The following is a 15,362-nucleotide window of genomic DNA, read 5'->3' as shown; positions in this document are numbered from 1 at the left end:
ATGCACAACGAATAGAGCATAATCTTGCTGAATTTGATTATGTAATTAGCCTCACTCATACCGATCAACATCTTGATGAAATTATTAAAGTGATCAAACCACAAGGTAAATTAGCTTTAATAGACTTGGAGCCGTTTAAAGCAGGGCAGTTTACTAAGCTTTCTATGATGATGGATGAAAAACGTATTGCACGAGCGTATTCTTACGTAAATGCACCAAGCTCTCCCGATTTAGAGTTTTACCTAATTAATGTAGTCGATGGCTTATTATCACAACAATTAGCCAAGCTTAAACCTGGCGATACAGTGATGATTGAAAGCCGCGCCAGTGGATTTTTTACTATTGATGAAATTCCCGCTAGTGAACAGTTGTTTATGCTTAGTACCGGCACCGCAATTGGGCCGTTTTTATCCATTTTAGAGCAGCCTGATGTGTGGCAGCAGTTTAAGCATATTACCTTAGTGCATGGTGTGCGCTTGAATACAGATTTAAGTTATCAAGCAAAAATCGCGCAGTTGCAGCAGCAGTATCCGCAATTGAGTTATCTGCCCGTAGTGAGTCGCGAGCAGGCAATTGTCGGCTTAGATGGGCGCATTACTGATCGAATCGCCGATGGCACTCTATTTAAGCATAGTGACAGTGTAGTTAGCCCGCAAAATAGTCAATTTATGATCTGCGGTAATCCGCAAATGGTTAAAGACACCAGCGCATTATTAACCGAGCAAGGCTACACTCGCAATCGTCGTCGGGAGCCTGGGCAAATCACCGTTGAGCAGTATTGGTAAAAAGCTATCGCGATCCGGTAAATTTTGTTATTTTAGAGTTTCTTAAATTACTCAGGAACAGTATGAAACCGTTATTTTTTTTAGTAAGTTTGTTACTTGCGTGGCAATTATTAGCAACTGCAGCTGAAGTAGTTGAACCACCGACTAAAACTGAAACAAAAGCAGCTGAATTACCTGCTGCAGTAAAAACGACTGACACTAGCGCTGGTGAAGAAAAGTCAGTGCAGAGTAAAGCCTCAGCTAAATCAACTGAGGTTGAATTACAAGATAGCCCTGCGGTGATCACTTTAACCCCGCAAAATGAGCAATCAGCTGAACCTGTAAATGTTGAACCAACACAGCCAATTAAAACAGACACCAGCAAACCAAGCGAGCCTGAAGTTGATACCAGTAAGGTACTTGGCACCGAAGCGGCAAAACCTGCTGAGCTTCCTAAAACGCAACAAGAAAAACAGCTTGCTGTCGCACAAGCAGAGCAAGCGGTGATCCAAGCTAAAGAAGCGCTAACACTCAAGCAACAAGTTAAAGCCAAACAGTCACGCGAATCGTTAGCCGTTATCGAGCAATTAATTAAGGCGTACAACGCCAGAAATATCGACGCATTTATTAGTATGTATGATGAAAATGTAGAGTTTTATGCCTTTCCAAATGAGTTACTTTTTAAGGGCAAAGAAAAACTGATTGCCCGTTACGGGATAATGTTTAAAAAATTAAAGTGTATAAAATCATCCCCAATTAAACGCATTGTACACGGTAATATCGTTATCGATCATGAACTGTCAGAAACCTGTTCAACAGATCCAAATGTAGTTGATAAGCGCGGGGAGTTAATCTCTAGCTATCAAGTTGAAAACGGCAAAATAACTAAAGTGCTCTTTTTTAGATAGAGCATTAATAGGCAGATTATATAGGCAAATAAAGGGGCCGCGACGAGTATGGACATTAGTGATGATAAAAAAATTAAGTTACTTTATCGTGTAGAGCCTGGCTGTTTAGGACCAACAGGTGCGCAAACAATTGAACGCTTTTGCGATTATGCTAATCAGCAATTGGTTGCCCCTTATTTTGCTTTGTACCACTTTACCCCGCGGTTTGATAAAACTAAAGCCGAGCGCGAATACAGTATTAATGCTCGGCTGTTATCTGATCAGCATGCGCAGGCATATCTAGCGCACTTTAAAACCAACAAAGATGAGTTTGAGGAGCAACTCGATGAACTACTCACTCAAGCAATAGAAAGCTTCTTAGAACGCTAATCATTGTCGCCAGATACAATCGCATTAAAGCTGCTATTGTCGTGCAAACTGGCAAATGCACTTTCATGCAATAGCTCATTACGTAAGTTTGGTGAATACTCCAACGACATTTTAATATCGGCCAACGCATCAGCGTGTTTATGCGTCAACGCATAGGCACATGCACGTTGCCAATAAGCGTAGCCGTAGTCACTGTCTATATCCAAGGCTTGGTTACACAACTCTATCGCCTGAGCTGTTTCATTAAGCTCTAGTAATGCATCGGCTTTATAAGCGATAGCTTCAACATCTTCGGGTTTACGTTTTAAAATCTCATCAAATATTTCGATCTTATTGGCTATATCGCTTTCTAAATTAGCGCGCATCCATAAAGAGTGGACTTCATTAGTAACAGATATTTTTTGTTGGTTACTTAAAATTTCTTCAGAGCGCTCGCGTAGCTTTTCTTCAAATGTATTCAACCGTGCTTCGTATTCATTAGTGATCACGCTGACACGGGTATTTACAATATCTTCTACTTTGTTTTTTACATCACGTAACGAGTTCCAACCAACCAGTACCAAAATAGAGGCTGTGGCAGTGATGATAAAAAATACATTATTAATTGTATCAGTGGTGTAAGTCAGTGCGCGATCAGCGGTATCAAGCTGAGCATGAGTGACTTGTTTGGTAACGTCTTCACGTAGTTTTTGCTGATCTTGGCGTACCGCTTTGAGTTCATCAAGAATATAGCGTTCCATCAAGGGTCTGTACATCGGCTCTTGGAGTTTTTTGAGTGCCTGTTTTTGATGTTGCAGGTTGGGTACAGCGCGAGACTCTTGTGCCTGTGCCTGAGCTGCCACTAAAGTGGCAAAAAGAAGTAAAATTGATACAAAATAATGACGCATACTACTGCCTAGTCGATAAATTAAAGTGCTAAGTAAATTAATGAAACTGTAACATGACTACCTATTAGTAACTAGGGTGGGTTGATCTTTCGAGGTTGTTTTTACTGCTGTGTGCTTGGTAATCGCTGCATTGCTGTAATGGAAGAAAATGAAGCCATTAAAAACAGGCAAAAAAAAACCAGCTCTAAGAAGAGCTGGTAAAACTGCTTAAACAACATAAAGTCGTCAGGGATATCAACAGGAGTGAGTGTTCATAATAACCAAACATATCTGAACAACGTCTTAATATTTAAAGCATTATAATTGTTGAGGTAGGATTTAATTTCATCAACTAAACTAAATTGATGACCATAGTTTGGGGAAGGTGTATTCAATGCGGCAACAGCTTGTGCAATTACTTTATAAAGTGTCTACTTCATCAGCGTTAGATGATGGCTATATAGAGCTTGCAGAACAATTAATTGTAAATGCCATTATTGATGGCTTAAATAATACGCGTGCTAGCATCTGGTTATTTAATAAAGATAATACCGAGTGTCATTGTCAGTTACTGTTTGACCGCGCGAACAACAATGTAAACCAAAGCCTCATATTATCACGTGAGAACTATCCGGCTTATTTTTCTGCGTTAGATACTCAGCGCGTGATCATTGCTAATAATGCGCATACTGATCCCGCTACCTTTGAATTTTCAGAGCATTATTTAACGCCTTTAGGAATAAAATCAATGTTGGATGCACCGATCCGATTCAAAGGAGAAATGATCGGTATTTTTTGTTGTGAACATACTGGCAGTTTTAGGCAATGGGAGGATGATGAATGCACTTTTTTGAGTGGACTTGCTGATCTTTATGGCCGCGCATTGTCGGCGCAAGAAAGTCGTTTAGTTAAGCAACAATTAGAAGTTGCCAATCATCGCCTAGAAGAGCGGGTGATTGAGCGAACGAATACCTTACAAAAAACATTGGAAGAGTTAACCGGTACCCAAGAAAAGCTAATTGAAGCGGAAAAAATGGCCGCATTAGGAAACCTAGTGGCAGGTGTTGCCCATGAAGTAAACACGCCAATAGGTATGCCGTTACCGCCAATAGTTCGGCAACAGATAATCTTAAACAACTAACTCAACAGCTAAATGACAACACATTATCGAAAAGCAATTTGCAAAAATTTGTCGCGCATATTAATGAGTGTTTAATCATTGCCAGTAGTAATCTTGATAGAGCCGCAGCATTGATCTGTAATTTTAAACAAACAGCGGTCGATCAATCTTCTCTTGATATTAGCACCGTGAAGTTAAATGACTACTTAGCTAATACAATACATAGTCTCACCCCATTAACCCGCAGCCACAAAGTAACCACCACAATTGAGTGCGACAAAGCATTAACGCTTATCACAGTGTCGGGGGCTTTAAGCCAAATTATTATGAACTTGGTTAGTAACAGCTGTGTGCATGGCTTTAAAGATCGCGAAGATAATCATATCAATATAGCCGTTCGCCTAGATACCCAGCAACACACTTACACATTACGCTATAGCGATAACGGCCACGGTATGAGCAAGGACGTATTACAAAGTGTGTTTGAACCCTTTTTACCACCACTCGTGGCAATGGCGGCAGCGGTTTAGGTATGGCGATTGTTTATAACCTTGCCACCCAAGCTCTTCAGGGCGATGTAAAAATACATAGTCAGCCAGAGCAAGGTATTACCGTCACTTTTACTTTTCCACTGAGCCTGAGCTAGCTATATTTGATAAAACTCAGAGTTTTAGCATGATACTCAAACAATTTGCTCGTAAAGAATACGGTCATTGTTGAGTAAATATTCTGGTGACAGGGTAACTTAAACCGCTACTGCCTGAGGACCAGCTTAAAGGTGAGTTGTTTACTTAGCTGTAGCTAACAAGCTAGCGCTGACTGGATACCTTAACTCCCTCTGTTTTTACTTAGGGACGAGGTTATCAATCTCGCGCCTAATTAAGTGGCAACCATCACGAGCAGTCTTTTGGTGGTAAAGGGCGAGATAAAACGTAATATGCGCTGCCACCGATAAAAAGCGCGACAACAGTTGCCAGTAATAAAGAAGGTTGCGCGCTTAGGTAAAATAATCCATACCCAACAGCCATACCTAAACTGGCCATTACTTTTGCCGACTTAGAAATAGCGCCATGGGCTTGCCAATTGATTAGTGTTTTACCAAAGCGAGGGTGATTAATTAACCAAGATTCAAAGCGCTTTGATGAACGGCTAAAACAAAAAACAGCACCAATAAGAAATACTGTTGTTGGCATTATCGGCAAAAAAGCACCGACAATCCCCATTACGGTTAACACGAAGCCACTTAATAAATAAGTCACTTGCTTAAATTTACTAATAACTAACATCGAGTTTTTCTTACCTGTACGCTTCATACTTTATCGCTTAATTTTAATGCACTTGCAGCTCACGTTTTACTTAAACAAATACACAATCAACAGCGCTACGAACCAAACTAAAAGCATCGCGAGCGCCATTAATTGCGAGTGTCTGTTGTTCTTTAGTTAATTCAACCGTATTTAAAGCCGTTGTAAAATCTTGCCATGATTGCCCGCGGCCAATTGTTGCTGGTGCTAAATGCGAGGCACCAAATTCTTCTGATAAGCCAATACGTTTTGCTGCTTTTAATAAATACTCAGCGCCTAAATTAGACCCCTCTGATACATAAAGCCAACCCAGTGAGGCTGGGTAGTCAACCGGCACTAAGTTAACGCTGGTTGTTACTTCACTCAGATCGACGTTAATATCGCGTAAGTCTTGTTCAAGATGGCTTAGGCGCTGCCGTGTTGGCAGATCGCTCACTAAGCGGCTTAAATTAGTATCGCTATAAAGAGGGGCAATAGCCAAATGAAATCGATATTGAACTTCTAAAAATAAAGCATAACGGTCTAAACTTGCAAACGGTCGCTTAGTCATAATCGTTTTATCAAGGTTATCGTGAATAGTCGTGGTATTGAGTTTAAATAGTGTTGTTAATGAAGGCGTATTAATCTCATTGTTAACATGTTGGTCTGCAATCATTGTATGTCCTTAGTTTTATATTTCAGTAATTCGTAATAAGCACAGCAAGTAGCTGTTAATGAATAAAAAATGCCACAGGCACGGCCATTTTTATTGGGTTCCCTGTAACTTCTTCTGGAGGGACGGGCAAGGGCTCAGCACGTCTAACTAATTCGATGACCTCATTATCTAATGCAGCTATTCCGCTTGCTTTAAATAATGTGACATCTAAAATATTACCTGCTCTGTCCATGGTAAAACTCACCCAAGGAACACCTTGTTGGCGCCTTAACTTTGCCATTCGTGGATAGCGCTTCTTTCGTTCTAGGTGGATCTGAATAGCACTTTGCCATAGTTGTTTAGCTGTACTTTGCTGTTCACTTAAAGCACCTTTTACCGGACCAGATGCGACTGTTGACTTTTTCACTGGAATAGCCAAAGGAGCACTACTTTGCTCTACCAAGTGTTCACTGGCTCCTGTTATGCTGGTGTTATCAGGCAGCGGAGTCGGTTGTGGATCTTGCTCTTGTTGTTGATTAGATTTCTCTACTGGTTTACTTGGTGCTGGCTCAGGTTGTTTATCGCTAATGGTAAAGTCAGATTTGCTTTCGAGTAATGGCTTTACCAAGGGTTTATCTATTGTTGTTGTCGGCTTGCTTACCTGCCGCTTTACTGGTGCTGACTCTTGTTGCGCAGGTCCGACAGGAAGTGCCGATGGCTCCGCTTTGGGGGCTGCCACAATATTGACTTCAAACACCTGCGGTGAAGCTTGCATGGGTACGATATTGTTATGCTCTGTCGGCATTAAAAAATAACCCGCAATGGCGGCATGAAGCATCGCGGCGATAAAAAAAGCGCCTACAACATGCCAACGCACCAAGTGAGAAGCGCTGGTATCGTTTCCTGCGAATAAACTCACTGGGCAACATCCGTTTCATGTTCAAGACCGACTAAAGCAACTTGTGAGTAGCCGGCTTTAGTTAATTGATTCATTAATGCCATGAACTGACCATATTCAACTTTGCTATCTGCACGAATCAAAATTTGCTGCTGTGTTTCAATACCATGTTGTTTTAGTGCTTGCGCCAAATTTTGTTGGTTTATTTTATCTCCCTCGCCAAGTATTAAAGTAAGGTCTTGTTGTAGAGTAAGGTAAGTTGGATCATCACTTTTCGGTTGGGTTGGTGCCGCAACAGCAGGCAACTTAACTGGCACACTGACAGTGGCTAATGGGGCCGCCACCATAAAAATTATTAGCAACACCAGCATCACATCAATAAACGGAGTGACGTTAATCTCATGCTGCTCTTGTAATTCATCGCTATCGGTACGGTTACTACTAAATGCCATTTTAAAGCTCTTTAGATACTGCATCTGCAGCGTCTTCATCGTTAAGTAGGTAGGCTATGTGTTTTGCATCAGGGTGCTTTCGGTCAAGATCTCGGCTCACGAGTATCATGATCGCGGTCAGAATATCGGCTAACTGTGCTTTGTAACTGCCAATTACACGAGAAAAATGGTTGTACATAATAACGGCTGGGATCGCTGCAACTAACCCCAGAGCCGTTGCTAATAAAGCTTCTGCAATACCTGGGGCGACTACGGCTAAATTAGTTGTTTGTGTTTTAGCAATACCAATAAAGCTATTCATAATGCCCCAAACCGTACCAAACAAACCGACAAACGGTGCAACAGAGCCTATCGTTGCCAATATGCCTGTACCCTGATTCATATTTGCGCTTAGCGTTGCTTGTACACGCTCTAAACGCGCGACTAATCGCTCCTTTAAGCCTTCGTCAGTAGTAAGTCCTTCGCCAGTTAGTTGCAACTCATGTTGGGTTGCTTTTAGGAGTGTTAAGGCATCACTTTGTTGTAGTAATAAAGTGTGGTTGGCCTTTGCAAAACTTTCACTTTGAATTAAATGTTTAAGCAATTTTTTGGCATTTCGCTTAGCAATATTTAACTGTACAGATTTGAATATGCAGATAGCCCATGAGACTAACGATGCTAAAAGTAACCCGATAATTACGCCCTTCACAACCACATCAGCGCCCTTGTACATGCCGATTGGCGATAAGTCATGTTGATCAAAAGCCGCCTCGTCAACACTAACCGTGGTATTGGTGTCTGTATCAAGGTCAGATCCTACGGTTAAAGATTTAGCTGATAGCGTATTTGTATTCACCTCTGGTGTAACAGCATTACCTGTAACTTCTACTTTGGAGGCTGTTGACGGCGCCGCTTGTTGTGCGTGAACCGCAGACGTTCCACCACCCATTAAACACACAAATAACATAGTTCTTATAAACATTTTGCTCCCTAATTTTTACGTAATTTGTAAATGTGGCGATGTAACACCAACATACTAGATCAATATGCCGCATCGTTTTGATGGACAAATTATTGGCTATATAACTAATGCCGAACGAGATCCGATTTTCATCAAAAGAATAATAAATTTTTTATTAATAATGTTTGCAGAATATCTAAATTAACTTGAGTAGGAATGAAAATCATTTATACTCGCGGTAAATATGCTACAGGAATAGTTAAATTTTGACTAGCACTACCGCTAACTCAGTAGGGTTTAATGCGCTCTACCAAGAACACCATGAGTGGCTTGTTCGCTGGATCGCTCGACGTACCTACAACAAAGATAATGCACAAGATCTTGCTCAAGATACATTTATGCGTTTACTTAATAAGCCCTCTTTGTATAACGAAATACAAAGCCCGCGAGCATGGCTTACAAAAGTTGCCGGAAACTTAGTAACCGATAACATTCGTCGCAAAGTTCTAGAAGAAAACTATTTATTATTTTTAGGAAGCATGCCAGAAGCAGCCTATTTTTCGCCTGAAGAGCAACTACAGCTGCTTAGTTTACTAGAGCAAATAGATAAATTATTGAGTGGTTTGAGAGCAATCGAAAAAACAGCATTTTTAATGGTTAGACTCGACGGGCTCAGTTATAAAGAAGTCGCAAAGCAACTCAAGGTGAGCCTATCATCTATTGAAAAATACATGGCGAAAGCGATGTTAGAGTGCTACACCCTTACATACTGTGATATAGAGTAAGCGATTGTGAATAATACGTGTGCACAAAAAACACCTTTACCAGAACAAGTCGTACAGCAAGCGATTGCGTGGCGTATTTGTTTAGAGTCGGGCAACGCACAGTCTGCAGATATGGCTGAATATAGGCGATGGCGGCTTGCCGATCCGATGCATGAATTAGCCTGGCAACGGATAGAAAACATGGAGGCTGCATTTGCCGGGGTGAGTAAAAAAAATGGTCGTATTGCTCACATGACCTTAAAAAAAACCGATCATGATATACAAAGCATGAGTCGTCGCCAGGCGCTAAAAAGGATCGCTGGAACCACACTAGGGCTTGCCAGTGTAAGCTGGTTGGCAGACAAACAGGGGGCATGGCAATACCTTAACGCAGATCACGCAACTACCAATCAACGGCAATTATTTACGCTCGCCGATAATAGCCAGCTTTGGTTAAATCATAACAGCACTGTTGAACTGAATTTTAATGCTCACAATAGATACATTCATTTAACCCGAGGAGAAATGCAATTTATAGCTTCAGCTAATACGCAGCCTGTGCAGGTGGCGTTACAGCACGGAACTTTACTTTGTGACAGCAAACAATTTTTTGTGCGTAATGAAGCCGATCATGCTTTAGTTCAAGTTATGCAAGGCAGTGTTAAGCTCGCGCAAGCAAACGGCTTATTTACCAATCAGGCGATCAAGGCTGGCGAGCTATATAAAATTACCGTAAATTCAATGCAACAGTTAGACAATCATATATTTGACTACAGTAGTTGGACAGCAGGGCTGTTGTCAGTGCGAAATATGTCAATCAATTCTTTTTTAGCTGAACTATCTCGTTATCACCGTGGTTTTGTAAAAATTGCCCCCAGTTTAAATGACTACCTTGTCTCCGGCGTTTTTCAGTTAAATGACACTCACCTGATCCTTAAAACAGTCGCTCGTAGCGCTCGGGCAAGTGTGCATTACAGAACCCGTTGGTGGGCCGAAATTCGCCCATAACTATGTTTATTTAGTTCATCAGGAAAAAATATAAAATAATTATCATTTAGAGTTACGGGATTACTATTTTCATGCGTCATATAAGTATGCATTAAAGAAATAGGAAACCATTTATGCCCCGCGCAGCGTTAAATTTACTCATCGTAGTCACAGGTTTGTTGGTGATTACCCCTTCAGCAAGTTTAGCTGAACAAGTATCTGCAACATCACAATTAAAAATGATCAAATTTGATCTTCCCGCAGGCCAGCTTGGTGATGTACTGACTTTATTTTCACGCCAAGCGGGTGTGACTTTATCATTTGAAGAGCGTGTTGTCGGTGGTTTTTCAGTCGCTGCAATAACCGATGAAATGACCATAGAGGCAGCCTTACAAAGGCTGTTAAGCAATACCAATCTACAAGCTTTACCTGTTAGTAATAGCGCATGGCTAGTGCAACAAAAAACCACCCAAGATTTGATCACGCTAAATACCATTAATGTGCAAAGTCGCAATAGGGATCTAAAAGATCAAACCTATACCGAAGCCGCATCAGTAAACCTAATTACCCAGCAAGATATTGAACGCTTTAGAGGAACCAGTGTTGGCGATATATTTCAAGGTACACCCGGTGTTTTGATCAGCGAAAACCGTAACTCAGGCGGGCTTGATGTTAATATTCGTGGCATGCAAGGCCAAGGACGAGTACCTGTAGTGATAGATGGTAGTCGTCAAGAAACCACCGTGTATCGCGGCTATTCTGGTGTATCGAGCCGCAGTTACATTGATCCCGATTTGATTGGCTCACTTAAAATCAGTAAAGGTCCTATCATGAGTGCTGATGGCACTGGGGCGACAGGTGGCTTGGTGAGCGTTAGTACATTGTCGGCTGATGATATTGTTAAAGAGGGTGAGCTCAGCGGGTTTAGATTACGTGTTAGCGCCATCGGTAATAGCGCTAATACGCCAGAGCCAGGTACATACGCAGGGTATTATTTACCACGCAATGCCTATCGTTCACAGTGTCGCTTTTCGAGTTATTGTACTGAGCAGTACATAATGCCAGAGCGCTTTGCTCCTGAGGAGGGCATGGATAGACCCAGCTTATTTGAGTTTGCTAGTTATGCAGGCAGTTTTGCTGCCGCTAAGCATTTTCAGTGGGGCGATCTAATTGCTGCTTATGCTAAGCGCGAGCAAGGTAATTACTATGCAGGTAGTAACGGCCCTGCACCTGAAATAATTTACGCAGCCCCCGACAAACTTGCTTGGTACACCGAAACGGCGGTGTCAATGCAAGGGGCATCGCGGTTTCGTGCCAATGAACGCATCCCCAATACCAATTTTTCTAGTGAATCTTGGCTGTTAAAAAGCAATGTGTTGCTGCCCAACGACCAAAGCCTTGAAATGAGCTATATACGCTATAACAGCAGCTACGGCGAAATGATGCCATCGCAAATACGCTCTTTTGGTCAAGCAAGGCAATGGCTCGATAGCGAAGTCACTAATCAAACTTACACAGTGCGATATCGCTGGCAGCCAATCAAATATGATTGGGCTGACTTTAAAGCCAACTTTTGGCATACCGATGCACTTACCCATTTAAATACCCCTGGTGTTGGCTCAGTAGATATAGTCGATAATGTTGCTCGCAGCGATGATTATCAGCGCTTTGGAACTGATGTGAGTAATACCATGATGTTTTATTCAGCGGGCGAACTAGCGCTGAGCTATGGTGTTGCCGCACAGTATGAAGACATGGATACCGACACCCCTGAAACCGAAGGGTTCTATGCAGGGTCGCGCAGTGGTTGGCGCAAAGAATTTAGTGCTTTTACAGCCATTGATTGGCAGTTTTTAACAGCATGGACACTCGAATCGGGACTGCGTTTTACGCACTTTTCATCGAAAGATAATAACCCAGTAACCATTACTAGCAACGATCCTGCTTGTGTGTCTGACGGCGCCGATGGTTGCCTAGAAGTACAGTATGAAAATAGCCACTCAGGCACAGCACCATTGGTTGCTATAAAGTGGCAGGCATATAAAGGACTGCAGTTTTATATTCGCCACAGTGAAGCTTTGCGTATGCCAAGCCTATTTGAAAGTACCTCAGGTTGGTCTGTCAGCCCCGTTTTAGATATCCCTTTAGAGCCAGAGCATGCTAAAAACCAAGAAATTGGCCTTAATTATTTAACCGACTCATTACTAACAAATAACTATAAAGTGGGCTTTAAGCTCGCCTATTTCCAAAATCATGTTGATAACTATTTAACCCGTACGCAACCCAATGCGTGGGAGCAAAAACAAGGCGGCCTCAACGATTTTTTTCGAATGCGAAATATCGACAGCCTAGATTTAAATGGCTGGGAGCTTAATTTTAGCTACGACACAAAATACTGGGTTGCTGAGCTTAGCGGCACGCATTATACCCAGATAGAAGTGTGTAATGTGGGCAGTTATGTGCGCTACTACTGTAATGATTGGGGCCTTCCTGAAAGCTATATTAATAACATGATCCCGCCAAATTGGCACGCCAGTGCTCACCTTGGCTTACGTTTATTTGAGCAGCAATTAGAAGCTGGGCTGCGTGGCACATTTATGGGAGAGCGCAACTCAATTCCTCGCTATAACGCACCTACAGGGTTTAATGAACCGGTACTTTGGCACAGTTATAACCTTTTAGACATCTACGCTAGTTATAAATTTAACGACGACACAACACTCGATTTTACCATCGATAATGTTACAGATCGTTATTACCTCGACGCTTTAAGTTTAGGTTTAGTACCTGCACCAGGAAGAACTGCACGGCTGAGCCTAACTTATAATTTTTAACTGATAACACCTATCAGCAAGGAGTACAAAAGAATGAAAAAACTATTTGGCGCAATAGCCATAGTCGGGCTTTCGCTTACTATGGTAGCCTGTGGTAGCGGTAGTGATAACAAAGACAGTACACAAACAACAGAGCAAAAACCAACAGCGGTTGTTGAGCTGCAATCGCCAGCAGAATCAGCATTCTCACTAAAGGATGGCGCGGTAAAAGTCACGCTGAATGCTGAGGCGAGTACAAGTGCAGAGGGAACAGATTTAATTTATCAATGGCAGCTCATTGAACGACCAGCAACAAGTACTGCCAATATCACCAACACCAATACCATAACAACAGACTTTACTGCAGATTTACCAGGCAATTATGTTGTGAGTTTAATTGTTAATGACGGGGCAAATAATAGCGAAGCCGCGCGTATCACGCTAAGCGCAACCAGCCCGTATCCAGTCGCAATTACTGACTCAGTCCATAGTGTTAATTTAGGCACTAATAGCGTAGGTTTAGATGGTAGCCAAAGCGTAAACCCAGCAGGTGGTACCGATTCATTACTATACCAATGGACGCTTATGGAAAAGCCCACCGACAGTGCGGGTTATTTAAATAACGCAGAGCAAAGCCAAAGTACACTGTTTGTTGATTTAGCAGGTGATTACACATTGCAGTTAGTGGTGACTCATAACGACGTAGCAAGTGAACCAAAACAAGTTGTGGTAAGCGTTTCAGAAGGTAATGCGCCACCAGTGGCTAAAGCCGACGACATAACTATTATCCTAGGCGAAGAAGCTATCTTAGATGCATCAGCCAGCATTGACCCTGAAGGGGAGCCACTACAATATCGCTGGCAATGGCCGTCACGCTCAGCAACGGATCCTGAAGATGTACCACTACCAGAGCTTACAGGTACAAAAACGGCTGTAGTGCGTTTTACCCCACAAGCTGTGGCAAGTTATAAATTAATACTATTTGTATTTGATGGCACCCGAAAAAGTGAAGAAAAAGAAGTTACAGTTACCGTCAAAAAAGATCCTAACGCGACTAGCAATGCCCCACCGATCGGTAAATTATTAGCAACCGGCTATTACCCATCTAATAGTATTGGTGAACAAGAAGTAGGCTTAAGAGCTGAATTTAATTTTACCGGCTATGATCCAGAAGGCGAGCCGTTACAAATTATTGCAGCTACGCTTATTGAAAAACCGCAAGGAAGTATTGCAGAGCTAGTGGATATTGGTTCTTGGAAACCTATGGGTAAAAAGATTCAAAAGCTTGATATAACCGGCAGTTATTTAGTACGTATGGTTGTCTCTGACGGCGAAAACCAAATTTCAGTTGATGCCAGCATGCAAGCTAAAATAGGTAACGTTAACGGTCAACCTGCAACTGGCGGCGTTGATGCACAATCAAAGTCAGTGCTGGTGGGTGATGCATTAGTGTTTGATGCATCAAGTAGCGACCCTAATGATGATCCACTGACCTTTCATTGGCAGTTAACAGATAAGCCTGATGGCAGTAATGCGACTATCGAACCGGTAATTGAACCACAAAGCCAAGAATACCGTCGTGCAAAAGTGCTCACCGATGTGCCGGGATCTTATACCGCGCAGTTAATTGTAGAAGATGACCGTGGCTTATTTGCTAAGGCGTATGCACAAGACAGTGGTTTAGCTAAATTTACCAATACCGCTCCAGAGATCCGTTCCGTTGTATGGGCGCGTAGCTGGGGACGCTTAAATCCTGGCCAAGACTACTATCAAATTTTACCGTGCATGTCGTTATTACATCGGCCAGTAACCGTTGATGCCGATGGCGATGAAGTATTCACTCATGAAGAGCTTGTCAGTACACCAGCAGGCGGCGAGTTTACTAGCAACCCAAGTGAAGCAGATTGCCCAAATACCCGTGGGCAAGTATTTACAAAGCCAGGTAAATATACATTCCGTTATTCTGCAACAGACCTAATTGATGATGCGCCGCAGTATGACTTTGTCGTTGACGTTGACCCACTCACAGAGGCTACAGGTGTACGTTTACGTAGCATCAACGAAGATAATGAAAGCCTATGGTATCCATTACCGTATGAGAATATTCCACCCTTTGCGAATGACTTTAGTGCCAGCTCTAAACCTTATCTTGAAGAGGGTTATATTAGCTGGTCATTAACCGCCACTGATGCAGATTACACCATTGAAAATTTACAGGTGCGCCATATTAATGGTGGGTTAGCAAGCTTAACACCGCGTTTCGAAAATCTAAAAAATGAGCAAGTAATAGCAAAGGGCAAATCAGTTGCATTTAAAACTATATTGCCTGTGGTTGCGTGTATTCGTAACGAAGAAGCATCTGAAGGTTTTCATTTTTCTTTTAACATTAAAGAAATTCCTGAAATCACCTTCGTATATGAAACATGGCGCACAGCCAACAAATCAAGCTTATTCTATGATTGGCCTGAATGTGTTGCTGAATAACTAAATACTTGGTAGTTCAACGAATAACAAAAAACCCAGCGTACCGCTCTGGGTTTTTT

16 protein-coding genes are annotated in these 15,362 nt (G+C 42.1%); 10 read left to right on the top strand and 6 right to left on the bottom strand.

Translation table 11 applies throughout. The features are described 5' to 3' along the window. The first annotated feature begins 80 nt into the window (after positions 1-80). The 3 genes from H5200_RS18340 to H5200_RS18330 all read left to right on the top strand — a co-directional run bounded on the left by H5200_RS18340 (position 81) and on the right by H5200_RS18330 (position 2,041). Positions 81-785 (top strand): ferredoxin--NADP reductase, encoded by a 705-nt coding sequence (locus H5200_RS18340; protein ID WP_310737051.1) that lies wholly within the window; start codon positions 81-83, stop codon positions 783-785. Positions 786-847: 62 nt separating this feature from the next. Further along, positions 848-1,672, top strand: a complete 825-nt coding sequence (locus H5200_RS18335) for a nuclear transport factor 2 family protein (RefSeq protein ID WP_182740590.1) — start codon at positions 848-850, stop codon at positions 1,670-1,672. Between the two features lie 48 nt (positions 1,673-1,720). Continuing rightward, positions 1,721-2,041, top strand: coding sequence for a hypothetical protein (locus tag H5200_RS18330; protein WP_182719357.1), 321 nt, complete (start codon positions 1,721-1,723; stop codon positions 2,039-2,041). On the opposite strand, the gene H5200_RS18325 is transcribed toward H5200_RS18330, so the two are convergent. After that, complete coding sequence (locus H5200_RS18325) at positions 2,038-2,928, bottom strand: TPR end-of-group domain-containing protein (protein WP_149982000.1); 891 nt, start codon at positions 2,926-2,928, stop codon at positions 2,038-2,040. The genes H5200_RS18330 and H5200_RS18325 overlap by 4 nt on opposite strands. A gap of 373 nt (positions 2,929-3,301) precedes the next feature. Between H5200_RS18325 and H5200_RS18320 the strand changes: the two genes are divergently transcribed. From H5200_RS18320 to H5200_RS18310, 3 genes are read left to right on the top strand one after another with little or no spacing between them, the layout of a single operon-like run. Then, positions 3,302-4,048 (top strand): GAF domain-containing protein, encoded by a 747-nt coding sequence (locus tag H5200_RS18320; RefSeq protein WP_182719359.1) that lies wholly within the window; start codon positions 3,302-3,304, stop codon positions 4,046-4,048. Positions 4,049-4,086: 38 nt separating this feature from the next. Further along, a complete protein-coding gene (locus H5200_RS18315) occupies positions 4,087-4,557 on the top strand; it encodes an ATP-binding protein (RefSeq protein WP_182762134.1) in 471 nt (156 codons plus the stop codon). A gap of 2 nt (positions 4,558-4,559) precedes the next feature. Beyond that, positions 4,560-4,673 carry an ATP-binding protein gene (locus H5200_RS18310; RefSeq protein WP_182762132.1) on the top strand — a complete coding sequence of 38 codons (114 nt, stop codon included), beginning with the start codon at positions 4,560-4,562 and terminating at the stop codon, positions 4,671-4,673. A gap of 247 nt (positions 4,674-4,920) precedes the next feature. Here H5200_RS18310 and H5200_RS18305 read toward each other — a convergent pair whose 3' ends face one another. From H5200_RS18305 to exbB, 5 genes are read right to left on the bottom strand one after another with little or no spacing between them, the layout of a single operon-like run. After that, positions 4,921-5,340 carry a YbaN family protein gene (locus H5200_RS18305; protein WP_149981998.1) on the bottom strand — a complete coding sequence of 140 codons (420 nt, stop codon included), beginning with the start codon at positions 5,338-5,340 and terminating at the stop codon, positions 4,921-4,923. A 43-nt stretch (positions 5,341-5,383) separates the two neighbouring features. Then, positions 5,384-5,986 carry a biliverdin-producing heme oxygenase gene (locus tag H5200_RS18300; RefSeq protein WP_182719361.1) on the bottom strand — a complete coding sequence of 201 codons (603 nt, stop codon included), beginning with the start codon at positions 5,984-5,986 and terminating at the stop codon, positions 5,384-5,386. A 55-nt stretch (positions 5,987-6,041) separates the two neighbouring features. Beyond that, complete coding sequence (locus tag H5200_RS18295) at positions 6,042-6,884, bottom strand: energy transducer TonB (protein WP_182762130.1); 843 nt, start codon at positions 6,882-6,884, stop codon at positions 6,042-6,044. Next, entirely contained in the window at positions 6,881-7,315 is a 435-nt protein-coding gene (locus H5200_RS18290; RefSeq protein WP_182719363.1) for a biopolymer transporter ExbD, read from the bottom strand. The genes H5200_RS18295 and H5200_RS18290 overlap by 4 nt, the downstream gene beginning before the upstream one ends. A gap of 1 nt (position 7,316) precedes the next feature. After that, positions 7,317-8,276 (bottom strand): tonB-system energizer ExbB, encoded by a 960-nt coding sequence (gene exbB, locus H5200_RS18285; RefSeq protein ID WP_259399233.1) that lies wholly within the window; start codon positions 8,274-8,276, stop codon positions 7,317-7,319. A gap of 245 nt (positions 8,277-8,521) precedes the next feature. Between exbB and H5200_RS18280 the strand changes: the two genes are divergently transcribed. The 4 genes from H5200_RS18280 (at position 8,522) to H5200_RS18265 (ending at position 15,303) form a co-directional block, all read left to right on the top strand. Then, positions 8,522-9,040 (top strand): sigma-70 family RNA polymerase sigma factor, encoded by a 519-nt coding sequence (locus H5200_RS18280; RefSeq protein ID WP_149981994.1) that lies wholly within the window; start codon positions 8,522-8,524, stop codon positions 9,038-9,040. 6 nt (positions 9,041-9,046) lie between these two features. After that, positions 9,047-10,027, top strand: coding sequence for a FecR domain-containing protein (locus H5200_RS18275; protein ID WP_182762128.1), 981 nt, complete (start codon positions 9,047-9,049; stop codon positions 10,025-10,027). Between the two features lie 113 nt (positions 10,028-10,140). Next, positions 10,141-12,840: a TonB-dependent receptor gene (locus H5200_RS18270; RefSeq protein ID WP_182740594.1), complete on the top strand. Its 2,700-nt coding sequence runs from the start codon at positions 10,141-10,143 to the stop codon at positions 12,838-12,840. 33 nt (positions 12,841-12,873) lie between these two features. Further along, positions 12,874-15,303: a PKD domain-containing protein gene (locus H5200_RS18265; protein WP_182762125.1), complete on the top strand. Its 2,430-nt coding sequence runs from the start codon at positions 12,874-12,876 to the stop codon at positions 15,301-15,303. Positions 15,304-15,362: the final 59 nt, after the last annotated feature.

Origin of the sequence: Pseudoalteromonas sp. SG43-7 (assembly GCF_014164295.1) — a bacterium.
GTDB classification, from domain to species: domain Bacteria; phylum Pseudomonadota; class Gammaproteobacteria; order Enterobacterales; family Alteromonadaceae; genus Pseudoalteromonas; species Pseudoalteromonas rhizosphaerae.
This window is presented reverse-complemented; position numbering and strand designations above follow the sequence as displayed.